A 24,071-nucleotide genomic window follows, 5' to 3' on the forward strand; every position below is an offset into this window, starting at 1 on the left:
GCCCCGGCTCGCACAAGGTGACGCTTGGCTTCGAGGCTCGTTGATCGTTTCTGCACGGCGAACGCGTTCGCCCGGGCCCGGCCGTGGCATTCGCCTGGCCGGTAGACGGTCCCGAGCCGGAGGTAGACCGCCCGTGGCGGCGAATGAGAATCCCACCGTCCGAAGGCGCCGGCTCGGCGCGGAACTGCGCCGGCTCCGTCTGGACAGTGGCCTGACGAGTACCCAGGTGGCCGAGCGGTTGCTGATCTCCCAGCCCAAGATCAGCCATCTGGAGAACGGCCGCCGAATCATCAAGCCCCGTGATGTGCGGGACCTGTGCGGCCTTTACGGGGTCACGGACCCCCAGGTCGTCGACGCGTTGATGCGGCAGGCAAGGGAGTCGGGGCGCCATGGCTGGTGGGTCGCCTTCGGCGAGGTCCCGTACGCCGTCTACATCGGTTTGGAGACGGGCGCCTCCTCGATCCACTCCTACGAGTCCCTCGTGGTGCCCGGCCTGCTGCAAACCCCCGCCTACGCGGCCGCGATCATCGCGGAAACGATCCCTCCGGCCACGCCCGAACAGGAAGCCGCCCGACTTCAGGTACGGCTGCGCCGGCAGCACCGGGCCCACCACCCCGCCCGCCCTTTCCGCTTATGGGCCGTGCTGGACGAATCGGTACTGCACCGTACGGTCGGCGGCCCCGACGTCATGCGCGAACAGCTCGAGCACCTGAACCACTTCGGTAACCAGCCGCACATCACCGTGCAGGTCCTCCCACACGAGGCGGGAGCCCACCCGGGCATCTCGGGACAGTTCTCCATCCTCACGTTCGCGGACGCCCCCGGGAAGGGCACGGTGTATCTGGAAAGGTTCACCAGCGACCTGTACCTGGAGAAACGATCCGACGTACAGCACTACGGCGTCATGTACGAGCACCTCCAGGCCCGGGCGCTGGACCCGGACAGCACCCGCCAGTTCATCACCCAAGCTGCCAAGGCCCACGCCCGAACGAGTGGTGCCAGTTCCTACCAACATTTCCGAACGGTCCGACAAGCAACGATGCCAAGATCCCCCGACATCCGATCTCCGTCTTCCCCTATGTAGCCACGAGGGCTAGGACCAGGTGGCGGGGCCGCCGCCGCGCCATTCGATGAGGCCTGCGCCGTCGGCGGGTATGTCGTCGGGGTCGAGGCCGGCGCGGCGCAGGAATTCGAGGAGGTCGCCGGGGCCGAAGGCGCGGCCGAGGATCTCCCCGTCCGCGCGAACGCGGCGCCCGCCCTGGGCGTCCGGTGGGTACACCACCACGCGCGGCCGGCCGTTGCTCATCTCTCCACCCTGAGGTCGGCGGGTCACTCCAGCACTCCGAGGGCCGTGTCCGGCCGGCAGTGCCGACACTCGGGGACGCCCTGGGCGAGGAGAGCCCGTATCTGATCGGCGCCGGCCGGGGCGCAGCGGCTGCGGGTGTCCCAGCAGTCGCCTGTGTGCACGCGGACCGGGGGGCGGCCCGCGCCTATCCCGCGCTCGACCAGCCACGCCGGGGGCTCCGGCGGCGGGCGCCGTCGCGCGGCGAGGGCTTCGCGTTCCTCGGCGACGGCCAGGGCCCGCTCCGCCCGACTCAACTCGCCGCGCAGGTAGGTGACCACCGTCGCCAGGCGTGGCAGGTCGGGCGGTAGCTCGGACATGATCAGCCGACCTGTACGGAGTCCTGCCGGGCGGTCCCACAGGTGACACACAGCGGGCTCGCGTTCGGAGCGCCGTAGCGCGCGCACGGCTGGCGTATTAACTGCACCACCGTTCCCTACCTGCGCAGCCCAAATCGCTGGCACGGTTCAGTCAACTAGAGAAGGATCTGCTGGTGCGGCGGTAGCACGCCGCGACCGGGCATAAGCCCACCCAGCGAAGCAGGAGTTCTCGTTGTCCAGTCCACCGACCCCACAGACCGTTCAGCGACTTGCATTCATTCGCTACCTTCACGAGCAGGGGGTGACCCAGTCCGCACTGCCCGAGCCGATGTCATCAACGGCGATCCTGTCGTTCCAGGACGCAGTGGAGCACTTCCTGCTCCTCGCGGTGGAACATCTGCAGGTCAACGTGCCTACTCAGATCAGTTTCGTTGAGTATTGGACAAAGCTCCAGCCGGGACTCCCAGCCGGCAGTCAGCTTCCCGGCAAGTTGGCGATGGACCGGGCCAACAAGCTGAGGGTGGCGCTCAAGCACTACGGCACCTTCCCCTCTGCGCGGGCCATCGACCAAGCGCGGGGCGACGTCTCGTCCTTCTTCACGGATGCCTGCCCAATGATCTTCGGCGCACGCTTCGAGGACATCGACATGATCGATCTGGTGAGTCGGGTGGAAACCGTCAAACTGCTAGAGGACGCCGACACCCACGCTGTGCTGGCCGACTACCCTACGGCGATGGCTGGACTGGCGCTGGCACTCGCGGACCTGATCCAATTTCACGCGGAGCTACCCAAGATCAAATACCCCGGCCGCCGGCCCTTTCGCTTCGGCCCGAATCTGGCGAAGTTCCGGCTGACCAGGGCCGCCTACCACGACAAGCAAGCCCAGCAGGTCGCGAAGCTCACCGAGGTAACCCAACAGCTCCGCGAGGCTATGCAGGTACTTGCCCTCGGCATCGACTACGCCCGCTACGCTCGCTTCAAGGTGCTGACACCCCACATCGAGCAGTTCGCGGATGGGAGCATCAAGTTCTTCCTGACCGAAGGCGACAAGTCACTCAACGCCGATGACTACCAGTTTGGGCGGCTGTTCGTAATCGAGTCCGCCCTGCGAGCGGTTCACGCCGAGGGCGTGCTCCAGCGGCGAGACGCGCACCTCGCGGCAAACCGGGCAGCCAACCATGCTCCAGGTGAGCATCTTTGGACAGGACCTGCGGCAACCACCTGACAGGCAGCAGATCCCTTCGGCGCGTGAAGTGCAGAGAAGGTGGCACTTCGCGCACGGGCCGGTTTGGCTCGGGGACCAGGTGGCGACGGTGGGTCTGGCGGGGGTGGGTGCGGGGGTGGTCACGGCAAGCTCCTCGGCGGTGCGGGGGCGTCGGAGGACGCCACTCTTATTAGATCTCATGTTCGAATTCCAAGGCGAGCGGTCCAGGCGTCCGGACAGTCGCGCCGTGTCCTGTGCCGTCAAACATTGAGCGCGTGCCATCGAACATTGATCGACGCGAGTTCGTGCCATCGAAGATCAAGCACGCTGGCCAGAGGGGTTCGATCGCTGGGGCGCGGCCTGGCGGGGTGTACGGCCCGGGGGTGCACTACACCGGCATGGACGTGCGCAGCGGCCTCGCCGCGCGCTCCCGCCTGGAGGCGTGCGCAGGGTGGATATCGGCGGGATACGAGCATCCGAAGCCTGTGGAACTCGCGCCCCGGTGTCGGGCCTCGGGAGCGCGGGTTTCGGCCAAGAAGACCGGGTCGGCCCGCCAAATCGTCGCCCTGTGTGTGCAAGTAGCAGCGGTGAGTGACGACACTCTGTAAAGATCGATTACGGCACGCCACCCCGATGAAGGGCTGACCCATGACGACCACGGAGAACACCTACGAGCTGCAGATCGGCGATGAAGACGGTGACGGCATCCCGAACTACGCCGACCCGGACTTCGACCTTGAGGCCGCCCTGGCGGCAGCCCGGAGGCGCGAACTGGAGAAGTGGACGCAGTACCAGGCCGATGAAACGGCGAAGCTCGCGGACTGGGCCGAGCTGACGGCCGAGGAGATCCGGCTGATTCCCCGGGCCGACCGGACGGAGTTGCTCGGTCAGCTTCCGGTCAAGACACGTGAGGGCTTGGCGGCGAAGCTGACCCCGGCCGTACTGGACGGGGTCCGGGCGGCGATCCTGGAGTACTACACGATGCGCCACTACAAGGGCGTCACGCAGACATGGCAGCCGGCCGTGGACTGGCTGAACGCCGCCGTCGCGCAAGACATGCACTCTCCGGGCACCGTCCTGGCGTACCTGCCCGCCGAACGTCTGGCCGAGTTGATCGAACCGCTGGACGACGACACCACCCGCGGCCTGTCCAAGTTCCTTGTGGACAAGCAGCAGGCCATCGTGGAGGAGGCGAACAAGCGCGCGGCGATGGGCGCACAGGACCGCCGGGTGTACGACGCGTTCAACAGCGCGCCGGACGCTCCGGTCAAGGCGACGACGCCGGCGTGGAAGGTCTCGGCGTTCCGCTGGCACAAGAAGGTCGACCAGTGGGGCGGCTTCATGTGGCTGGTGGACAAATTCCCGCCGAACTACGCGTTCACGGACGTCTCCAGCACCGATGAGGACTGGTACGCGCCGATGGACGGTCCGAACTGGGAACAGTGTCTGCGTGACCGGGGAACAGCCGAATGGCTCAAGTGGACGTTCGACAAGCGCAGCGGGCTCTACATCCGCTCGGAGTACCTGACCGCGAAGTAGCCCGCCGTTATGCGCCGCGCCCTATCCCGGGAACTGCCCCAGGGTGGGGCGTTTGGCGTCGTCCAGCTCGCTCGCGCGGAGAAAGCCTTGCCCGGCCAAAGCCAGGACAGCTCACCCCACAGGCCCGCAGGTGATCAAACCTCGATGGCACGCGCTCAACATTCGGTGTCACGGAACACGCCGAAAAGAGGTGCGAGAAAGTCGGGTTCGGGGGTTGCGGGGCTTGGGGGGTGATGGTGTAGCCCGTGTGTGACCTGACCTCCTAGGTATCTGAGCTGTGGTTTTGGCGGACTTGCGGGGCTAACCCCTCGGCGTTCGAAAGTGCGGCTATCGCCCCGTCCGGGGTGGTGACCGCACTCTCTTACGAGGAGACCTGTCATGCCCACGACATGCATCACCCCCGAGCCGGCCGACGAGTCGGAGCCCTCCCGGGACGCCGCCCCCGGCGCGGTCCCGTCCCGGCCGCCGACCACCCGTCGGGGCGCGTGGGTGCCGCTGGCCTTCGCCGTCGCGGAGAGGGTGGCGAGTCACTGGGCGCCGGAGTGGGCCGAGGTGATCGGCGCCCTGGGGGTCGTCACGGACGTGGCCCTGCGGAGCCGCCGAGACGGCCGCGCGCACGGATAGCCACCCCTGCGGGTCCGACGACCCGAGGGGCATCGAGGGCCCCTGTGGGGTGCGGGGTGGGTGTTCGCGCCGACCGGTGCGAACCCCCACCCCGCCGCCTCGTCGAGGCGCACCGCGGTTCACCCTTCCGGGTGACCGTCGGTCTCGCGCTACGCGGGCGCGGATCCAACGGCCCCGCCCCAACTCGCTCTATTAGAAAGACACTTGACAGGATTCGGGATCTATCGCCATCTTTCGGGCACGGCTCGATGGTCGGGTCGTGGTGTGCGTTTGGGGTGCGTTTCATGACGATGCGCGAAGCGGTGGCGTTGGACGTGTTCGGGGCGGCGGCCCGGCTCAAGGTGCCGGTGGGGGCCTGGCGGTGGGCGGCGGCGATCGGCCTGGTGCCGCCGCCGGACGCCGCCCCCGACCGGTGGTCGACGGCGACGGTCGCGGCCGTCGATACCGAAGGCGTCCGGGCCGCTCTGGTGTCGACGTCGGCGCGAACGGCGGCCGAGCGATTGACCGCCGCACTCGGCGACCCCCTTCCACCACTGCGCCCGGCGGTGACGGCCCGGATGATCGGGGATCTGACGCGGGCAGGCGCCCTGCTGCGCCTGGAGGGTCCGATGGACACCCCGGTCGTGCACGTGGACCAGGTCACGGCCCTGACCCGCCGCCGCGACCTGCCCGCCCTCCTGGACCGCCACACCCTCTACGGCCCCGACCAGGCCGCCGTCCGCCTCGGCCTACGCCGCACCGACCTGGACCACTTTCTCCCCCGTACCCTCCTGACCCCGGCCCGGACGGCGGTGGTCGACTTCGGCAAGGCCCGGGGCGGCGAAGTCGCCGTGGACCTGTACCGGGGCCAGGACGTCGGGCGTGCTGCTGGCACTGGATGGGCGTCAGCGAGGTCGGGCCAGCTGTCCTGGACGGCCGCATCCTGGGCGTGAAGGGCCTCTACGTCACCGACGGCTTCCTCCTGTCAGGCAATGCCGCCGGCGCCAATCCCTCCCTGAGCATCGCCGCCTTGGCCGAGCGCGCCCTGACGAACATCGCCGTCAACAACGCCCAGCCGGACCGTCAAGCAGGCGGCGTGGCGCCGCGCCGTAGTTTGGTCCAATTCCGAGGCCCACGTGATCGGGGGGCTGAGATTGGGGGATTCGGCTTTCCTCTTCTCGACCTGGAGTTACCCATGCGCATGCGTTCCACAGCCGTGGTCGTCGGAATCGGCGGCGTTCTGGCCGGCATCTTCGGCTCCCCCGCCATGGCCGACGTGGTACCCGCAGACGGCCCGGAAGTACAGGTCACCAGTGGTGTCGCAACCAGCTTTACCCAGGACTCCGGTCTCTCCGGGGTCGCCAACAGGAACAACTTCAATGAGAACAAGGTCGCCAGCATCCTCTTCGCCGGGAACTGACCTGGGGCGTTGCAAAGCAGCCGGCCGTGGTGGGCGGGGCGATAGCAGAAGTGCGCGGGGAGTAGGGGCGGACAGCGGGTCTGACGGGCTCGTATCGGCTTGAGGCCTTGCAAACCGGGGACCCGCTGACGTTCTGTCTCACCGATGCCTCGGCGACGGCACTGCGTGAGGCAGACATCGAGCTGGACGGGATCGCCCCGGCCACCCTGGTCACGGAGGGCGGGCACCAGTGCATGCGGGCAGTCCTGGCCTCCGGGCAGATCAACACCGACTTGACGGGCCTGACCGGATCGGTGAAGGGCGGTTTCGCCTTCCACCGCGGCGCCCAGCGTGCCGAGTTCGCAGACCCGAGCGCGACACTCGCTCCCGACCGGACCGGCACATACAGCGCAGTCCACCAGGGCAAGAGGGTCGATGTCATGACCTCCACCGCAGCGACGGTCGACCTGTCCCTGTCCAAGGTCAGCACGAAGGACCTGCCGTTGAGGCTGACCCAGGCCGGTGCCGACGCGCTCACCGCGCAGTTCACCAACAGCCCCATTCCCGCCGGCGGGCAGCTCTTCGCCGCCAACGCAAGCTTCAAGGTCCTGCCTGCGCTTTCCTAGTCGGCCACAAAGAGGGCACGGGCGGCGCGCACACCCCCGCCGCGTCTTCCGGTTGCCCCATTCCATTCCGACGCCGCCGGAGCCAGATTTCGCTCCTGAGGCGGTGCTGCGGCTGGCGACGGACTACGCCCGTGCAGCCCCGCCCTCCCTGGCGAGAAGGCGTTTGACGTGCAGAAACATTACTTCCTACCGGCCGTTCGAGGGGTTCTCGGAAAGATCGATCCGCGCGCTGATGGCGCCCCGGGCGGAGCGTGGACGGATCCCTACGCTGTGCCCGAATCGATCTTCAGGGAGGTACTCGTGGGATTCGTTCCATCTACCGGGCCGCGGTGCGCGCTTGCGGTGTCCGTGACAACAGTCGCGTCATTGCTGCTGCCTGCTGCCGTAGCAGCCGCGCCCGCTCCGACAGTGAAGACGTACGCATCACCAGGCCAGTTCGCCTTCAAGGTACCCAAGGGTGTCAGCCAGATCCGCGTCGAGGCTGTGGGCGGCGGCGGCGGAGGAGGCGGGGGCGGCGGCAACAACAACGGGTACCTGAGCGGCAGCGGGGGCGGTGGAGGCGGAAGCGCCAGCGGGGTGTCGTGCCTCCTCGCCGTCAAGAGCGGAAGAACGATCGGCATCAGTGTCGCCCGTGGCGGCGTGGGCGGCACGGCCGGAAAGGGCCAGGACAACGACGGCGGCAAGGGACGGAGCGGTACCGCCACCTACATGCGGGGCGAGGGCATCTTCGTATACGCCCTGAACGGTGAGGGCGGCAAAGGCGGCGACGCCTCTGGCCAATGGGCCAGTGGCAAAAGCAGTCCTGGAGGAGAGGGCGGCGGCACGGAGTCAAGCAAGTGCTTGGGGGGCAGCGACATCAAGAAAACCCGGGGCAAAGACGGTCGCCCGAGCGAGGAAGCAGGCAGGTACAACCCCACTACCGGCGGCTCCGGGGCTGAGATCCCGCTGTATCTCAAAACCTGCTCCAGGGCCGGGAGCGGTGCCTATGGAGGGGAAGGCGCTGGGAACTCCGGCGGGGATAGTTCCGCCCAGGAACCTTCCACACCCGGCAAGACGGGCGTAAACGGATGCGTGGTCCTGACCTACACCGTGAACGCCAATACCTCCTGATCCCCACCGGCGCGACCGCGCGACCGCGTGCCCGCGCGGTCGCGCCGGAGTTCCGTGGCCCATAAACGTGGACTCGGGATTCCACAGGTGATGCTGCCCGAACGGACGACACGGGGCAGCCTTCAGTAAGGGGAACCCTGTGACAGTTCGTGCCGCTCTGCCTGCTGACCCATTGGACCCGGCTGCCGTCCGTGTGGCCGTGGACAAGGTCCTGCACCACTTTCTGGCCGCACAGGAACGCGTGGTGGGTGACCTGCCGGAGCTGGCGCTGTTCACCGGCCTGCTGCGCGGGCTGCTGACGGCGGGAGGCAAGCGGATCCGCCCGCTGCTGTGCGTCATCGGCTGGCACGCGGTCACCGGGCGTCCGCCGCCCGTGGCGGTGTGGAGGGCAGCGGCCGCGTTGGAGCTGTTCCACGCCTTCTCGCTCATCCACGACGACGTCATGGACGACTCCGCGATCCGCCGGGGCAAACCCACGGCACAACATGTACTGGCCGGCCTTCACCCCGGCCATCCCCGTGCACACCTGCTGGGCACCAACGCCGCAATCCTGCTCGGCGACCTCGCCCTCGGCTGGTCCTACGAACTCCTCAACAGCCCCGAGATCACCCCACCCCAGGCCGCAACCTTATGGCCTCATTTCAACGCCCTCCGGATCGAGACCCTGGTCGGTCAGTACCTCGACCTCGCCGCCACCGGACAGAGCCCCGCAGACCCGGCCCCCGCCTGGCGGATCATCCGCTACAAGACCGCCCGGTACACCGTGGAACGCCCGCTGCTCCTGGGGGCCGTCCTGGCCGACGCGGCCCCGCGGCAACTGCGCGCTCTGAGTGAGTACGCGCTGCCCTTGGGCGAAGCCTTCCAGCTGCGGGATGACCTGCTGGGCGTCTACGGTGACCCGCGGCAGACCGGGAAGTCCGCCCTGGAGGATCTGCGCGACGGCAAGCAGACCGTCCTGGTAGCCCTCGCGACCCGGCACGGCTCCACCCTCCAGCGGCGGATCCTGCACACCCAGCTCGGCAACCGGCACTTGACCGAGGCCGGCGCTGATCAGATCCGCGAGGTCCTGGATGCCACCGGGGCCCGCCGGGCCGTCGAACAGATGATCACCGACCGGCGCCGCCAGGCCCTGGCCGCACTCGACGGTCACCCGCTGCGCTCCGCCGCCGCCGACTCCCTGCGCAGCCTCGCGGAACAAGCCGAACATCGCACCACGTGAACCCCCGGGGCGCATGTGGCGTGGCGCTGATGCCCTCCCCGACGGCCGCAGGACGAAACTGCAGGCAGCCCCGAAGGCCCTGCCCGGGCCCCGTCGGTCCAGCCCGTAAACGCGAGCCTTTCACACGCAACTCCAGGAGTTGAGCCGCCCATGACCCCCTCCCAGGAAGCTACCCGCAGCCAGCCGACAACGCGGCCGTGTCCCGGCCTGAGTCCGGGCACCCAGTTCCACCTGCCCGAGCTGGCGCAACGCTTCTCCTGCGACTACCACCCCGACTACCACGCCATCGTCCGCAGCAACGAGCAATGGGTCGTCCAAAGCCTCTATGCCGGCGACACCGACCGGGCCCGTGCCAGTCTGAACTGCCTCACCGGGCTGATGATCTGCACCGGCTACCCGCAAGGGGACCGAGACCGGATGCTGGACATCTGCCAGCTGAGCGAGTGGTGGTTCCTCATCGACGACGAATTCACCCACATCCTGTCCGACCAGCGAATCCCCGAACAAGACCGCCCCCCACTGGCCCGCCGCTACCTCGACGACATGTGGAGCCTGGTCCTCGGCGAGCCGGCCACCACCTCGCCGGCCTGGTCCCCCGACGCCGTACGCGCCCTGTTCAAACGCATCCGCAGCCGCCTGGAACCCGCAGCATTCGACCGCATGCTCACCGCGTTCGCCACCTGGCAGCAAGACGGACTGACCACCGAACAGCAAACGCCCGACATCAGCGCCCTGGACCTGCCCGCCTACCTCCAGATCCGCCGGGACAGCACCGCCTGCACCAGCTACGCAACCATCACCGAATACGTCCTGGATATCGAGATCCCGCCACAGACCCTCAACCATCCACTGGTCCAGGAATACCAGCGCACCATCATGAACTGCTGGATCCTGCCCAGCGACCTGTTCTCCTTCCGCAAAGAGTGCTTCCACGGCGACCACACCAACGCCGTCTGCCTCCTGCGCCGCACCCAGCAACTGTCCCTGCAGGAAGCCGTCGACACCCTCGCCTCCCACCAGGCCGAGTCCCAAGAACAGGCTCTGGACCTCTACGCCCAGATCGCCGCCACGCCCCTGGGCACCTCCGGCGACCTGCTCACCTACCTGGCCACCCTGCAACAGATCGAAGCCGCCACCCAGCGCTGGTGCTACATGACCCCGCGCTACCACGGTGACGGCTTCCACTGGAACGGCGCCCTGAGCGGCACCATGACTCTGTACCCGGACTACACCCAGTTCCCACCCATCCACGCCCGCTCACCCCAGCCGACGCAGACCCCCTGACCCAGTCCTGGAGCGGGGAGCCGTGGCCGCTGTCGACCAGGTGCCGCGGGCAGCAGGCCGCGGCGGCGCCGGCGTGTGTGGATGCGGGCAGGACCTGGCTGTCGTGGGTGGGTGGTGGCCGCGGTGGTGGCCACATCCGTGATCACCTTGGGGGTGTCCGGAGCCCGGGCCTCGGTCAGATGAGCGGCGAACTCTTTCCGTGCCGGGATTGGGTCGGCAGAGTCTGGAGATCCACATCGGCTGGGGGGAAGGATTGCATGCCGTAGCGCATGCTGCCCAAGGCCCATTCGATCTGGCCGTCAACAACGGTGGCCAATAGTTCGGCGAATCGTCGAGCGCCGGACGACAGGGTGGGGTCCTGGAGAATGGCGGTGATGAGTTCGTCGTGCTGGGTCCGTAGCGCGGAGCCGATGGAAAGGGCTGCCGCGAGGGAGTTAGGCAGATCCAGTCCGTAGTTGCGCTGGATCACATCGAGCAGCGTCAGACCCGTTCCGTCATGAACTTCCTTATGGGCGCTGTAGATGTCGTTCTCGAGCCCGATGAGCCGGCATACCAGCCAGCGCAGTTCGGCAATGCGGGATGGGACGGGCTCGGAAGGGGGAAGCGAGTCCGGGGTCAGTCTCAGGAGTGTGTGTACGGGATACGCGCCTACAGAGACCTGCCGGTTCGCGAGGTAATCGCCCACCGAGGGCACGGCGCCCGTGTGACGCCACTGCTGTTCCACATGGGTAGCGGCCAGCCACTTCGCAATGTCGTCGGCAAGCTCGTCGAGGATGCCGCCCGCCCCACGGGCGATGAAGTAGTCACGGATATCGCGGATTGCAATGTGGTACAGATCGGCGTCAGCCGGGAGTTGACCGGTCCTCAGGGCACGAGGGCACGCTTGCAGGTAAGCGTCGTCGGCACGCCCCATTTCGATAATCTTGTCATCGATCGCCGAAATCCACGTCATAGGTCGAAGAAACACATCGATCAGGTCGGGGCCCTGATGCCCGGACCAGACGCCCGCAAGCAGAGGGATTCCATACGCCTCAAGCCGCTCCAGTTCCTCCACCCGGAACAGCCCGGACTCGCGAATCCAGCGCAGAGTGCCCTCGGGAATAGGGAAATCACGCGCGTCATAGGTCGTGATGCTGCGTCCTTGGGTCAGATGCCCCCGGATCCAGGGCATGTACTGCGTGAGAGGTGTGGTGATGCCCGTCATGGGCCGGCCGAGGGGGGTACTGGCGATATCGACCGGGTCGCTCTTCGTCAACGGGCTGGGAGAAAGGCTCGTCATGCGGGGTCCTGTTGATCGACAGCTGATTGGGGTGCTCGGCGTAGGGGGATGTCGACGTGCCCGGCGACGGTGCTCGCCACCGTCGAGGGCCGTCAGAATCCGGGCAGGCCGCTGAGGAAATCAGCCTCCGCCGTAATGCGAAAGAGGGAACTCCCGGAGGAGACGGGCACCGTGCCGAAGGCCCGGTTGAAGGCTGCGGCACCTTGAGGAGAGAGCGCAGCGGGGTCATCGACGGCCCGGGCACCGGAGCCGGAGAGGCTGACGTACGCGGGGTCAAGACTGAACCCAAGGAAATCGGTGGTGACCGCCGGTGCACCGTTGACTTCGACGTCAGCCCTGAAGGTACGCGAGGGCACATCGGCGGTCAGCTTGCTGAGCTCCAGGCGGGCTACAGACCCGGCGCGAGTGAAGGCCATGCCTCCTTGCAACTGAGCGCCTCCATCGGCCAGGTCAGCGGAGGCCGAACCGCTGAACAAGGCCTTGACACACGGGGTCGGTCCGGACAGGTCGGGTTCCGCAGGAGCGGTGGCACTCAGACCCACGCCCTGGGCGGACAGCGCCGAAGCGGCCTCCGGAGTCAGACAGAACACCGCGCTGCCCTTGACAGGAACCAGCAAGCCCACCGCGGCGGCCAGAGTCGCACCAGCCGCGACGACACCCACGCTGATCGCGGAAGCGATCAAAAATCTTCTACGCACTGTGAATCCCTTGCGAGAAGGCAGGTAGGAGGCCGCGCACTGCCTGCCTGCCATATGGGAAAAGCTGCGACGAATGAAGGTCTGCACCCACGGTGGCAGCAACCACACTGCTCGCAAAGGAGCGGAGAGCCCGCTCGCCTCTACGGATGACCATGATCGTCCGGTCGGCCGAACGTCCAGGCCAGGCCGGGCCAGGACTCTCAGCACCCACCGTTGTGGGCGGGTACTCGAACGGTCATCGACGGGGATCTGATCGAGGCCCAGTTTCGACACCCGATGTGGGTGGGCGTGCGCAAAGGCGTCATCTCCTCCTCCACGTTGGTGAAGCGGCAACCAGGCCGTCACCGCGAACATCGCGTGGACGAAGGTGAAGAGCGTCGACCGGTGGGCCGACCTGCTGAAGTCCACGACGCCGGAGAGCCTGGTGTGCGACGTGATCCTCGCCTCCCCGGCCTGGCCGACTGAGTTCGGTTCGGTTCTCGCGGGATGGAATGCCCTCCGCCGCTTTCTCCGATCCGCTTGTCCTTTGACCGGTGATCTTGACCAATTGCCAAGCGATCTTGACTGATGTCACGTTTCTGCCACTTGATCTTGACTGGCGTTGGGGTGGTGGCGGTTGTCACCTCTGCGGCGGACTCCGACGCACGGCTGCGGCCTTACCCGCGAGCGGCCGGTTCACTCGTAGGAGGCGCGTGTCTGCGCGCCCGGCCGCACCCGCTGATATGCATGGTGTCCACGACCTCTCAACAGAAACAGGAGAAGCGAATGGGCGTCTTCGACAAGTTCAGCGACCAGGCGAAGGCCAAGGGGAAAGAGATCTCGGACAGCCTTGAGGAGGAGGCCAACGAGAAGACCGGTAACAAGTACACCGATCAGGTCGACAAGGCGCAGCAGCAGGCGGAGCAGGGGCTGGGTATCGACGACGACCCCAGCAAATAGCCCGTCCAGGCGCGGCCGCCTGGGTTCCGGACGCCGCCGTCCGACCGATGAGGCGGGGGCGTGGCGGGCTGTGCCGTCTGGAGCCGGGCGCCGGTCACGCCCGCTCCGACGACCTATAAAGGAGGCGGGAGGCGGGGCGCGTTTTGTGTTGACGCGGAACGTGTCCTTGCGGGTGGGCGGGGCGTTGAGCCCTGTGACGCGTGCACCGGTTTGGACCCCCACGTCGGGCCGGTGCAGTTCGCGGCCCCCGATTCCGCGCTCTCGCGTCGGGGCCGCGTCAGCTTCCCCCGAGGTATGCGAAGGTCCTGGCCTGCCCCGAGCGGTCAGGGCCTTCGTGCTGCCGGGCGTTGTTCCGTACGGCACTGGCGGGGTGGTGGACTGGTGGGGCTCCCGGACCCACGGCCTATGGCGGCTACGCTGCTCCGGCCGCTGCACGTGCAACGGCGAGCCCGGCACCGGCGAACAAGGGGAAGGACCAACTCAATGGATTCGAGCTGGTACACCGTGAGCCCAGTCGAGCACGAGGCACCCCGGCGGGCCGCCTGATGCGGGCCCTCGGCGTCGGCGGTGCCGTCGCATCTTTGTCCGCAGCGTTCTGGGCGGGAGTTCCCGTCGGGCTCGACACCGCCGCCCCCGTCAGGGAATCGGCGACGGTCGCCATGTGGGCATCAGGCGCGGTCGCGGCCGGGCTGCTTGGCGGCATCCCCTACGTGCGGTGGTCGGCAGCCCGAGAAGCGGCCCGAATCCGAGGCTAGGCCAGCCCCAGACATCCTTCGTGCCCCGCCTCGGCTGCGGATCCGCATCGTGGGTCATGGATCGCTGCAACCCGCGCTGCTGAATGCCTCAGCCCGTACGCGAGAATCTGACATCAAGACCGCCTCCTGGCCTGCTCACACTGGCCTTCCAACCAGCCACTTGTCATGTCGCCTCAGGATCAAGCACTTACCTGGCCGCTGGAGCGTGGCACGTTTCGCTCGTATTCCGGTCCCACCCCCACCACACCGCCACGCGGTTTCTGCGGCTGGAAAGGGCGGGGCCTGGCATGATCGACAACGTGAAGCGTCGGATTGTGATGGTGACCGGAGCCCCCGCAGCGGGGAAGAGCACCCTGGCAGGACCACTGGCGTTGGAACTTGGCTTCCCGCTGCTGTCCAAGGACCACATCAAGGAGACTCTCCACGACTGCCTGGGCACGCCGGACGGGGCCGCGCTCGCGGCGTCGGGCCGGCTCGGCGCCGCGACGATGGAACTCATCTGGGCGTTGGCCGCGCGCTGCCCGGCTGCGGTGATCGAGGCCAACTTCCTTCCGCGCCATCCCGAGACCCGGCCCCGCCTTGCCGCCTTGGCCGCAGACGTGGTCGAGGTCCACTGCCACTGCCCGCTCCCGGAGGCGGCTCGGCGGTTCACGGCACGGGCCGCAGATTCCGGCCACCACCCCGTCCACATCCGCAGCCTGCCCGAGCATGTCCTGGCCGAGTACGACAGACCGCTGGAGGTCGGGCCCGTCATCAGGGTTGACACCACCCGCCCCACCGACCTGGCCGTCCTCGGCGCCGACGTGCGGCGGGCCTTCACCGCCGGATAGCAGGCCCCTTACGGTCCAGTGCGGATCGACGGCGAGGCGGCCGACGTACTCCGGCCCGGTGGTGACCGCCGGTCCGACCAGCCGACCAGCCTTTACGATCTTCAATCGAACCTCGGCGGCTCTTGCCGTCACTGTGCCATCCGCTCAGATCTCGCCCCGGCATCCACGTCCGCCCCGTTGCTCCGTAGCCGGTGTCACCGTGGCAGGGGCAGCCGTTCCCCGGTGACGGGTAGGAAATCCGTCGTCCCGTACCGGGCCATGGCGAAGGCCCATTCGATCTGGCCGTCTCCTCTCGGGGCAGTGGCCGGTCGGTGAGGATCGAGGCCGTCAGGGTGTCGTGCTGCGTGCGCAGTTCGGAGCCGATAGCCAGGGCTGCGGCCAGCGCGCCGGGCCGGACCAGGCCTGTAGTGGTGGCGCAGGACCTCCGCCGGGGCCGGCCCGGTCAACAGGTCGGTCTGCAGCACGGCGGCGTCCGCGAAGGCGGTCTCGGCCGGGGCGGCCGCGCCACCCAGAAACGCCTCACGGGCAAGGAGGAGGAACTCGGCGAGGACGCGGAGAAGATGGCCCCGGGCTGGTCGGTCGACCAGCTGCGCGGCGTCCTGGGCGAGGACATCCTCGCCGAGCTGATGCAGGGCGCGGACTGGCCGGTGATGGCCCGCCAGCTCGTCGGCCTCCAGCAGGCCGGCGTCGACCTCGGCACGTTCCTGCCGCAGATGGGCCGCATGACCGCCGCAGTGCACCATGCCGTCATCGCGAACGCGGCCCGGACGAAGGCGGAGGGCACCGACCGCTGGGCCGACCTCCTGAAGGCGACGATCCCCGAAGTCCTGGTGCGCGACGCGATCCTCGCCTCCCCGGCCTGGCCGGACATCGCGGCCGCGATGGGCCAACTCGACGCCCGCGGCATCGACGTCGCCCGCATCCTCCTCGACGCCCACGCCGCCGGAGCGGGCGTCGACCAGGCCGTCGCCGCCGTCACCACCGCGGCCGCCGCCAAGGCACCCGCTCCCGCCCCGGCGCCCACCGCCACCCCCGCCCCTGCTGCTCCCGGTGCTGTCGCGCCGCTGTCCCGGGACGGCCTGGCCTCGCGCAGGGGCGGTGTCGACGACCCGTGGGCCGCGCCCGCGGCGGGACGCGTACCGGCCCCCGCACCCGCTTCGGCTCCGGGCACTGAGCCCGCCCCGACCCCGGCCGCCGCTGCCGCGCCGGTGCGGGAGGGTGTCGACCCGTGGGTGCCACCCGCCAGCCTGGATGCGAGGCGTTCCTGGGGTCCGCTGACCGAGGGTTTGAGCGTGCCCCGGGACCTGGACCTCGGCGGCCGGCCGAAGGCGCTGGAGCAGCTCGGCGTGAACCGGCTCGCGCACGCCGCGATTGTCGGCGTCGTCAAGGACGTTCTGCCCGAGACGGAAGCGGGTCGCCTGGTCGGCTCCCGCCCGTGGCCCCTGCTCGCGGCGCGCATGGACCGGATCCGCGACCAAGGCGGCACTGGTCTCCTCGCCGCGCACCTGGCCCGTCTGGGGACCGACACCTCCTGGAAGGATGGTCGGTCCTCCACCATGGTCGGGCGTCTCGTGGACGCGACCCTGCACTCCCTGACGACACCGCCGTCGGCCCCGGCCGCGCCCGCGTCTCGGGACCGTGTCTCCCCGACGGCCGCTCGTTCCTGCTCGACCACCCCGCCCGCCGCGCCGGCCCCCGGACAGCAGGTCCCGACGGAAGCCGCGTTCCCGCCCACCGGCAGCAGGCCGCACCGGCCAGGGGCGCGGGGCATGCGCGGTGACTGGGGCGGCTCCCACACCCGGACGCCGCAGGCGGGGCCTGCGGGCGTGGACGGACCGTGTACGGAAGGCCTGGTGGGCGCTGTCCGGCCGGGACCGGATCGCTGTCGAGGGCCGCTGCTGTCCGGCGTGCTGCTCGCGGCTGCCTGGCGGGCGGGCCACCTTGGTCTGGCGCAGGCGGACTTCGTCCTGACGGTCCTGGGGCGGCACGGCAGGCGTGGCCACCTTCTATCGGGGTGCCGTGTACCGGCCGCAGCCCGCCGCGCCTGCGGCCGGGCCGCTGATGGCGCCCTCGAAGGAAGTCCAGCAGCCCCGGCCCGCGAGGCGGGCACTGGGCCCGGTGTCTACCGGGGAGAACCACGAGGTAGGGGGAGGCGGATGGTGCTGAGGGGCAGGCAGCGGCGAGCTGGTGGCCGGTCCGCTCCGGCAGGCTCCGGTCGGGGCGCATGGCGTGTCCGGTTAGGCCGGGGGCGGTGTGTCGAGGATGAAGAGGGTGCTGGTGCCGGTGCGGTCCAGCAGTCGTAGGAGTTGGGGGGTGGGTGCTTTCAGGTGGAGGGTGTGGCCGTGGGTGAGGGCGGTGAGGCGGGCGCGTAGGAGGATGTTGAGGCCGCTGGAGTCGCAGAACGCGAGTTCGCTGACGTCGACCGTGATCACCGTGCTGTGGGGGTGGGTGACCGCGCGCCGCAGGGCTGTGTCGATTCCGACGGCGCGGCCGGAGTCCAGGCCCAGCTCGCCGCGAGCCAGACGCAGAACATGCTCCGCCTCGGGCCCGAAGGGCTGTGGTGGGTGGTCGTGGTCGTTCATCGTTCCCCCCGGTGGTTGATGGTCCTTGCAAGGACCGTAATCGGCCCCGGCCCTGTATCGGGCCCGCCCCCGAGCCGATCCGGGACCTTCCGACCTCGTCCTGTTCATGGCGACACGTGTCCGGGGTCCTTGGCGGTCGAATACCTCTCGATCGAGCAGCCAAAAATCTGTCTTGGCCGGAGTAGACATTGGTGGGTGGTGTGGTTATGGTTTCTCTCGTAGCCCAGAGAGACAGCAGGGCCTGGCAGAGACGAACTGCCGGGCAGCAGTACATGCGGTAGAGGTTGTTGCAGTACGCAGGGCGGTGCGGTGGTGGAGTGTCGAAGCCAGGGTGGTTGCAGGACGGCGACGGGGCTGATCATCGGACCGGGTGGCCCGCGGTGATCAGGGGCCGCCACAGGCGGTATCAGCGGTTCGCGGTACCTCGGTGAGGGTGTCGATTGTGGGCGTCCATACCGGGAGGTTCGGCAGTGGGGTTCTAAGCCAGAGCGGACGCAGGACAGGCGACGGGGCTGGCTGCCGAAGAGTGGCGCTCGGTCAGGCCACGAGCAGTAAGAAGTACGCAGTTCCCAGCGGTAGGTATTTGATCATCCGAGGGATGAACGGAGGGGTTGTAGCGCCATCAGGATCGCCCGGACGCCACGCGAGTTCGGGTACCGCAGGACATCGTGAGTGAGGTGGTCTCCGGTCAAGCGCCGCGATCCCCGTGCGCCCGGCAGAGCTCAGGTCGGTTGAGCGGAAACAGAAGGCCGGCGCACGTACAGGGCCGGTAGATGGTGTAGCAGTTCCTTCGGGGCCCTGGTGCCATAGGCGCCAGGGCCCCTCCACGCGTTCCCGTGAGAGAGGTGCGATGACAGCGGAAACCCCCACCGGCCCCTTGGGCGGCCATCTGGACGACGACGACTTCCCCGCCTACACGATGGGCCGGGCAGCCGCCATGCTCGGTACCACCCAGGGCTTCCTCCGCGCGCTCGGAGAAGCCCGCTTGATCACCCCGTTGCGCTCGGAAGGCGGTCACCGCCGCTACTCCCGCTACCAGCTCCGTATCGCCGCTCGTGCCCGCGAGCTCGTCGACCAGGGCACCCCGATCGACGCGGCCTGCCGGATCGTGGTCCTGGAGGACCAGCTGGAGGAAGCCCAGCGCATGAATGCCAAGTACCGCGCCGCGGCGGCGGCCAAGCCGGGGGCCGCGGCCTGAGACCGGTGGGAACCCGCTCGTCGTGAGGGTCCTCGCGGCGGAGAGGGACGTTCTTGAACGCTTGGTGGGGTTGCCGTGTGCCGGCCGGCGGCTTGTGTCAGCCTGGTGGTGGGAAGGAGCCGGGTCGTGATGGAGTTGACGGCACCACAGACGGTTGCTTGCCCGCATTGCCTTGCAGTGCCCGGTATGGGGCACGCGCGGACGCTTGCCGTGTCGGATCGGGGATGGACCGTCACGTGGCACGACCGGTCCTGTCCTCACTACCTGGCTGATCGGGTCCTCGCCGGCCATGAGATGTAGCCGCGCTGCGGGCAGGGTCCGGTCTGCGGCCCCAACGGAGCCGTACGGGATGTCCGACTCTGGTCCGGGGAGGGCTCAGGGGCTGCTCTGGAGGGTGTGTTCGAGGGTGGTGCGGAGGATCTGTCCGGTGGTGACGATCTGGGCGGCGAGCTGGGCGCGTTCGTCCAGGGCTTCGGGGGTCGCGGTGCGTCGGGCGGTCGATGCGGTGCCCCAGTGGTCGGTCCAGGCTTCGAGGGCCGTCACGTGGGGGAGGTTGGTCCAGTACACCCCGCGCGTCAGGGGCATGGCGAGCAGGTCGGGGAGGACGACGCACAGCCGGCCGGTGAGCCCGGCCCCGCCGTGCGGGCCGATCCCGCCGAGACTCTGCCCGGCCCGCGCGGCGCCGTCGGGGATCGGCTCCCACTCCCGCCAGAAGCCGCGCTGCTCCAACTCGGTGCGAAGGGCGGGGGCCAGGGCCCGCCACCGGTTCACCCGGTGGCGGCCGTCCTCGCGAAGACGGTCCCGCTCGGCTCGGATCCGCGGGAGGGCCTGGCGCCGGTCCGCGCCCCGCAGGCGAAGCAGCCCGGCATCCTGCTCGGCGGCGGCCTGCCACCGGGTTTCGGTACTCTGGGTGCGTCCACGAGGGCGTCGAGCCGGTCGACGTCGGCGGGCCACACGGCGACGACCATGGTCTGTCCCATGACCTCATCATGACTGCCCTCGGGGCCTGTCCGGGCCGCAACCGGCAGGTCAGAGCTACCTCGGACTCGTCCACTCCACCCTGTCGCAGCCGGCTGCGTGCAGCCGGTTTCTCAATCTTTATAGATACACGCTCTGCCGGGACAGTAGTGTTCCCCGGGATGCTACACAGCGCATCCGATGATGCGATGCACTGTGACGATGCCCGGAAGCGGCTCGTGTGGAAACCCTGTACCGGGGGTGGCAGGGGTGGGGTAGCTTGTGCTTGATGGCGGCGGGGGCAGGTAGCGCAGTGGTCGACGCGCCCTCCTTCAAGGGGGACTGACGCCGGTTCGAATCCGGTCCTGTCCGCTCCGCCACGCCTCCCTCCTAGCTCCCGGTGTGCCAACAAGAGCAACCCCACTCGGCAGTCAGCCGCCCGCGTCAGCGGGCTGGTCCTGGAGGCGGAGCCGGAAGGACCCGAGGGTGGAGGAGCGCAGCGGACCCGCCCAACGGGCCGAAGGCCCGAACCCCGTGAAACGGGGTCACCCCAGCCTGCGAAGCAGGCCGTTCGGGGCGCAGCCCCGAACCAGTCCGAAGCGAAGCGCAGGACACCGGCCCGAAGGGCCGGCCTTCCGGTGAGCGCAGCGAACCGGCTCTCTTCCCCAGCGCGCAGCGCTGGGGGTCCCGGCTTGGGGGACGTGGTTGTCAGGGGTTGCTGGCAGCATTGTTGCTATGAATGTGGTTCGTACTACTCCGCCGCGGCCGTTTGATATCGCGGCGGTTTTCCCTGAACTGGGCCCGTTGGCTCGCACGGCGATCCGATTGCATCCTCGTCCTGGGCCGGTCACGTGGCATGACAGTTCGGTTGGTGGGCCGTTGTTGTGGCCTGTTGATGAGCCGTGGCCGTATTGCGATCTCCCGCACGAGAGTACGAGCGATATCGCGTTGGCTGATCTGCGTCTGCAGCAGCGTGTCCGGGCGAGCGAGGCGGCGTTCCCGGATGGGGATCCCCACCCTCCGCACTACACGGCCGAGGAGCGAGCGGTCCGGGACCGGCTGGACTCGGAGGAGACGTGGCTCGACGGCTCGTGGCTCGATGGTCCTGTCGCGATGGTGCCCTTGGCCCAGTTGTATCTGCGGGACGTTCCCGTGCCGTGCCCGCCGGGCAGGGCCGGGGTCGATCTGCTCCAGGTGCTGTGGTGTCCCTTCGATCACCCTCCGGAGCATTACATGCCCAGGAGCGTGGTGGTCTGGCGGTCCGCGGCCGCTGTCACGGAGGTGCTCGTATCGCCTCCTGAGCCGCCGGTGGTGGTCGAGGAGTATGTCCCGGAGCCGTGCGTGGTTTCGCCGGAGCAGGTCAGGGAGTACCCGAACCCGGCGGATTTGAGCAAGGAGCTGCGAGACCGGATCGAGGATTGGAGTATCCGGCAGGCGGCCGCTGTCGCCGTGGAAGGCGGTTACGAGCCTTATCCGGAGTCGGACTATGGGAGTCATCTGTCGGGTGCTCCGGGTTGGAAGGTGGGAGGCTGGCCCATGTGGGGGTACGCGGACCCGACTCCGCGGCCCTGCTCGGTCTGTGGCACCGAGACGGAGCCGTTGTTGACCATCACCAGCTCCGAATGGGATGCCGGCAACGGAAGCTGGATCCCGTACGAAGACCAAGCCGCCGCTTCTTGCGCCCCTCGTGATCGCCGCGATATGCAGCATCCGACCAGGGTCCAGATAGCCGACTGTGTCACGCAGCAGATTTACATCTGCCCGGCAGCGGTGGAGCACCCTCATATCGAGCTGATGCAGTAGCTGGCTGGCAACCCGGCTGGAACCGGCCCCGGGGGGAGCGGAGCACCCCCGGAGCCGAATGCCCCCGTCTCCACGAAGAAGGACTGTCCCAGTGAAACCCACCCCGCAAGAACTCCTGGCCGACCTCTACGGATACGACCAGGACGCCCACTTCGACACCACTCAGCTCCGAGAGGGCCTGTCTCATCGGATGTCCCCGGCCCAGCTCGAGGAGTTCATCACCGCAGTCGAGGCGACAGGGGACCCGGCGATCGACCTGGAAACGGCCACGGCGCTCCTTGGAGGTACCCGTTAGCCCCCCCCGCCGCCCTTATCGCTGTTGGCGTCCGCGGACCGGGTGGGGGAGCGGACCCATCCCAACGTGCCGATGGCACGGACCGTGCGAAACGGGGTCAGCCCAGCACGCGGAGCGTACTGGTTCGGGCGAAGCCTGAACCAGTACGAAGCGAAGCGGTGCCTGGTTCAGGCTTCGATTCGTGTCCAGGTGTCGCCGCCGCGGAGCCAGAGGTTGCCGTCGCGGCCTTGGGCGCAGCGCATGACTACGGGCCCTGGTAGGTGGAGTTTTTCCTGGGTGGTGATTACCCAGGTGTCGTCGATGAGTTCCGCGCGGCTGAGTTCGATGTCGGGCCGGTTGTGGAATCGGTGGGTGAGGATCATCCGGGTGCCGCGGACGGCGATGCCGTCGGTGTCCTTGAGGGGGTTGCGGTAGCTGGTGACCTGGCCGTTGGTGGGATCGACCCGGGACAGGAAGGAACCCTTGTGGCTGTACCAGGCGAGCCAAACCATTGCCTCCTCGGTGGCGGCTGCGCTTCCGCCGAGAGGCCATACGGGAAGTCGTCCTTGGGGATTCCAGGTGTGGGCGCCGTCGGTGTTCCAGCGGGCCAGGCCGGCGCTGCTCTGCGGATGGTGCCCGTATATGCCCTCGTCGCCGTACGAGGTCCAGATGCCGTCGGTGCGGTCGGTGACGACGTAGTCGATGTCGTCACCGATGCAGAAGTGACTCACCGGGTATCCCCCGGGGGAGTACACGACGGCGTTTCTTTCCCAGGTTCCGTTTTGCCCGCGACGCGTACGACCGGAGGCCAGCAGGAATCGTGACCAGGAGAGCAGGGCCAGGTGGCTGGTCCACTCGGTGATGCCTTTTACTGTTGTCCGGCGTTCCACCCCGCTGGAGACCACGATCAGTATGCCGTCACACGGGGCTGGCACGCTCCATCCGACCCATCCCTTGATGTGCGGGGAGCGGCGCAGGTTTCGTTCGTGGACCAGCATCACTGCGAGTTCGCTGTCCGGTCCGACGCTCCACCACAGAGCTCGCCATCCGGCTTGGGCGTCCTCGGTGGGCAGGCTCCACGCGACGGGCAGTTCGCCAAGGGTCATCGGCATTCACCTTATGGACTCCAGGCCCCTAGGGTGCCCGAAGAGATCTACGCTACCTGAATGACTGGGTTTCCCGAAAGCTCGTGGACTGCCGCGCATCAGGCGGTTGAGTCGAGCGATCACGCCACGCTGACTCGTCTCCTTGAGGAAGGTGCCGATGTCGACGAGGTGTGCTGCGGGATGACTCTCCTGGAGCACGCCATCGACCTGGAAGGGGACTCGGCACTCCAGTCCGGAGAGCCGATCGACAGCCGGCTTACGGTGATCCTGTTGGCCTACGGTGCCGATCCTCGACCCCAGCCGACAGGCAGGAGGTCTGCGGTCGACCTGGCCGAGTCTTACGGTCACGACATCGCCTATCGCCTCATCACCCGGATCACTTCAACCGGCGTCGGTCGTCCGCGGAGGGGAGTGTGGTCTTCTCGGGCGTGGGGATGCGTTGCTGTCGTTCGTCAGGCATTCGGCTCTGTGCGGAGGTGACGTACATCCTTTACGAGGGTGTACACGGAGCTGAGAACAAACAGGGAGCCGCCTATGAGCCACAGGACTGAGGCGCCGGCTCGGTACTGCTGAATGCCGACTATGAACATTATGAAGCTGGCGGGGACGGTCAAGGCTGAGATCAGAACGCTGATGCGGTTAGTCACGGGTACATCCTCAACGACGATCTTGAGCGATGGAAGCGATGAGGCCGGTCCCGACCGGCTCGCCAGAACCGGCCCCGTGGATTGCCGACCGGCGGCATGCACTTTGTAGCCGGCTGCCCGCGTCAGCGGGCTGGTCCTGGAGGCGAAGCCGGAAGGACCCGGGGCGGGGGAGCGGAGCGGACCCACCCAACGGGCCGAAGGCCCGGACCCCGTGAAACGGGGTCATGCCGGCCTGCGTAGCAGGCGGTTCGGGCGAAGCCCGAACCAGTCCGGAGCGAAGCGCAGGACACCGGCCCGAAGGGCCGGCCTTCCGGTGAGCGCAGCGAACCGGGTCTCTTCCCCAGCGCGCCGCGCTGG

24 protein-coding genes are annotated in these 24,071 nt (G+C 68.3%); 17 read left to right on the top strand and 7 right to left on the bottom strand.

The genetic code is table 11. The features are described from left to right. The first annotated feature begins 133 nt into the window (after positions 1-133). Entirely contained in the window at positions 134-1,084 is a 951-nt protein-coding gene (locus ACIOD1_RS33165; protein WP_401906705.1) for a helix-turn-helix domain-containing protein, read from the top strand. A gap of 9 nt (positions 1,085-1,093) precedes the next feature. Here ACIOD1_RS33165 and ACIOD1_RS33170 read toward each other — a convergent pair whose 3' ends face one another. Then, positions 1,094-1,306: a hypothetical protein gene (locus ACIOD1_RS33170; RefSeq protein ID WP_401906708.1), complete on the bottom strand. Its 213-nt coding sequence runs from the start codon at positions 1,304-1,306 to the stop codon at positions 1,094-1,096. A 23-nt stretch (positions 1,307-1,329) separates the two neighbouring features. After that, the gene (locus ACIOD1_RS33175) at positions 1,330-1,662 is read right to left on the bottom strand and encodes a DUF6233 domain-containing protein (protein ID WP_401906710.1); all 333 of its coding nucleotides are present in this window, start codon (positions 1,660-1,662) and stop codon (positions 1,330-1,332) included. A 301-nt stretch (positions 1,663-1,963) separates the two neighbouring features. On the opposite strand from ACIOD1_RS33175, the gene ACIOD1_RS33180 reads away from it, so the two are divergent. From ACIOD1_RS33180 to ACIOD1_RS33220, 9 genes are all read left to right on the top strand, one after another. Next, a complete protein-coding gene (locus ACIOD1_RS33180) occupies positions 1,964-2,887 on the top strand; it encodes a hypothetical protein (protein ID WP_401906712.1) in 924 nt (307 codons plus the stop codon). Between the two features lie 627 nt (positions 2,888-3,514). Continuing rightward, complete coding sequence (locus ACIOD1_RS33185; protein ID WP_401906715.1) at positions 3,515-4,405, top strand: hypothetical protein; 891 nt, start codon at positions 3,515-3,517, stop codon at positions 4,403-4,405. 378 nt (positions 4,406-4,783) lie between these two features. Further along, positions 4,784-5,029: a hypothetical protein gene (locus ACIOD1_RS33190; protein ID WP_401906717.1), complete on the top strand. Its 246-nt coding sequence runs from the start codon at positions 4,784-4,786 to the stop codon at positions 5,027-5,029. A gap of 284 nt (positions 5,030-5,313) precedes the next feature. Further along, complete coding sequence (locus ACIOD1_RS33195; protein WP_401906719.1) at positions 5,314-5,961, top strand: hypothetical protein; 648 nt, start codon at positions 5,314-5,316, stop codon at positions 5,959-5,961. Continuing rightward, positions 5,958-6,428 (top strand): hypothetical protein, encoded by a 471-nt coding sequence (locus tag ACIOD1_RS33200; protein ID WP_401906722.1) that lies wholly within the window; start codon positions 5,958-5,960, stop codon positions 6,426-6,428. The genes ACIOD1_RS33195 and ACIOD1_RS33200 overlap by 4 nt, the downstream gene beginning before the upstream one ends. Before the next feature lie 107 nt (positions 6,429-6,535). Continuing rightward, entirely contained in the window at positions 6,536-7,033 is a 498-nt protein-coding gene (locus tag ACIOD1_RS33205) for a hypothetical protein (RefSeq protein WP_401906725.1), read from the top strand. Between the two features lie 408 nt (positions 7,034-7,441). Next, positions 7,442-8,143, top strand: coding sequence for a hypothetical protein (locus tag ACIOD1_RS33210; RefSeq protein ID WP_401906728.1), 702 nt, complete (start codon positions 7,442-7,444; stop codon positions 8,141-8,143). Between the two features lie 199 nt (positions 8,144-8,342). After that, the gene (locus tag ACIOD1_RS33215; protein ID WP_401906729.1) at positions 8,343-9,362 is read left to right on the top strand and encodes a polyprenyl synthetase family protein; all 1,020 of its coding nucleotides are present in this window, start codon (positions 8,343-8,345) and stop codon (positions 9,360-9,362) included. A gap of 150 nt (positions 9,363-9,512) precedes the next feature. Further along, positions 9,513-10,646 (top strand): terpene synthase family protein, encoded by a 1,134-nt coding sequence (locus ACIOD1_RS33220; RefSeq protein WP_401906732.1) that lies wholly within the window; start codon positions 9,513-9,515, stop codon positions 10,644-10,646. Positions 10,647-10,821: 175 nt separating this feature from the next. Here the strand turns inward: ACIOD1_RS33220 and ACIOD1_RS33225 are convergent, their stop codons facing one another. Together ACIOD1_RS33225 and ACIOD1_RS33230 are read right to left on the bottom strand one after the other, a co-directional pair. Further along, entirely contained in the window at positions 10,822-11,925 is a 1,104-nt protein-coding gene (locus tag ACIOD1_RS33225) for a terpene synthase family protein (RefSeq protein ID WP_401906735.1), read from the bottom strand. A 92-nt stretch (positions 11,926-12,017) separates the two neighbouring features. Beyond that, a complete protein-coding gene (locus ACIOD1_RS33230) occupies positions 12,018-12,710 on the bottom strand; it encodes a hypothetical protein (RefSeq protein WP_401906738.1) in 693 nt (230 codons plus the stop codon). A 678-nt stretch (positions 12,711-13,388) separates the two neighbouring features. Here ACIOD1_RS33230 and ACIOD1_RS33235 point away from each other — a divergent pair. The 3 genes from ACIOD1_RS33235 (at position 13,389) to ACIOD1_RS33245 (ending at position 17,450) form a co-directional block, all read left to right on the top strand. Continuing rightward, positions 13,389-13,562, top strand: coding sequence for an Rv0909 family putative TA system antitoxin (locus ACIOD1_RS33235; protein WP_401906741.1), 174 nt, complete (start codon positions 13,389-13,391; stop codon positions 13,560-13,562). 1,054 nt (positions 13,563-14,616) lie between these two features. Next, positions 14,617-15,147: an AAA family ATPase gene (locus ACIOD1_RS33240; protein ID WP_401906744.1), complete on the top strand. Its 531-nt coding sequence runs from the start codon at positions 14,617-14,619 to the stop codon at positions 15,145-15,147. A 410-nt stretch (positions 15,148-15,557) separates the two neighbouring features. After that, entirely contained in the window at positions 15,558-17,450 is a 1,893-nt protein-coding gene (locus ACIOD1_RS33245; protein WP_401906746.1) for a hypothetical protein, read from the top strand. On the opposite strand, the gene ACIOD1_RS33250 is transcribed toward ACIOD1_RS33245, so the two are convergent. After that, positions 17,385-17,729, bottom strand: coding sequence for an STAS domain-containing protein (locus ACIOD1_RS33250; protein ID WP_401906749.1), 345 nt, complete (start codon positions 17,727-17,729; stop codon positions 17,385-17,387). The genes ACIOD1_RS33245 and ACIOD1_RS33250 overlap by 66 nt on opposite strands. Before the next feature lie 850 nt (positions 17,730-18,579). On the opposite strand from ACIOD1_RS33250, the gene ACIOD1_RS33255 reads away from it, so the two are divergent. Then, entirely contained in the window at positions 18,580-18,927 is a 348-nt protein-coding gene (locus tag ACIOD1_RS33255) for a MerR family transcriptional regulator (RefSeq protein WP_401906752.1), read from the top strand. Between the two features lie 375 nt (positions 18,928-19,302). Here the strand turns inward: ACIOD1_RS33255 and ACIOD1_RS33260 are convergent, their stop codons facing one another. Then, positions 19,303-19,698: a hypothetical protein gene (locus ACIOD1_RS33260; protein ID WP_401906754.1), complete on the bottom strand. Its 396-nt coding sequence runs from the start codon at positions 19,696-19,698 to the stop codon at positions 19,303-19,305. Positions 19,699-20,619: 921 nt separating this feature from the next. Between ACIOD1_RS33260 and ACIOD1_RS33265 the strand changes: the two genes are divergently transcribed. Beyond that, positions 20,620-21,687 carry a hypothetical protein gene (locus tag ACIOD1_RS33265; RefSeq protein WP_401906757.1) on the top strand — a complete coding sequence of 356 codons (1,068 nt, stop codon included), beginning with the start codon at positions 20,620-20,622 and terminating at the stop codon, positions 21,685-21,687. A gap of 91 nt (positions 21,688-21,778) precedes the next feature. Next, on the top strand, positions 21,779-21,982 hold the full coding sequence (locus ACIOD1_RS33270; RefSeq protein ID WP_365629910.1) for a hypothetical protein: 204 nt from the start codon (positions 21,779-21,781) through the stop codon (positions 21,980-21,982). Positions 21,983-22,149: 167 nt separating this feature from the next. On the opposite strand, the gene ACIOD1_RS33275 is transcribed toward ACIOD1_RS33270, so the two are convergent. Continuing rightward, positions 22,150-23,067, bottom strand: coding sequence for a hypothetical protein (locus ACIOD1_RS33275; protein ID WP_401906760.1), 918 nt, complete (start codon positions 23,065-23,067; stop codon positions 22,150-22,152). Between the two features lie 60 nt (positions 23,068-23,127). Here ACIOD1_RS33275 and ACIOD1_RS33280 point away from each other — a divergent pair, with 60 nt between their 5' ends. Next, positions 23,128-23,547 carry an ankyrin repeat domain-containing protein gene (locus ACIOD1_RS33280; RefSeq protein ID WP_401906762.1) on the top strand — a complete coding sequence of 140 codons (420 nt, stop codon included), beginning with the start codon at positions 23,128-23,130 and terminating at the stop codon, positions 23,545-23,547. The last annotated feature ends 524 nt before the right edge of the window (positions 23,548-24,071 follow it).

The organism is Streptomyces sp. NPDC088097 (assembly GCF_044741845.1).
Taxonomy (GTDB): Bacteria; Actinomycetota; Actinomycetes; order Streptomycetales; family Streptomycetaceae; genus Streptomyces.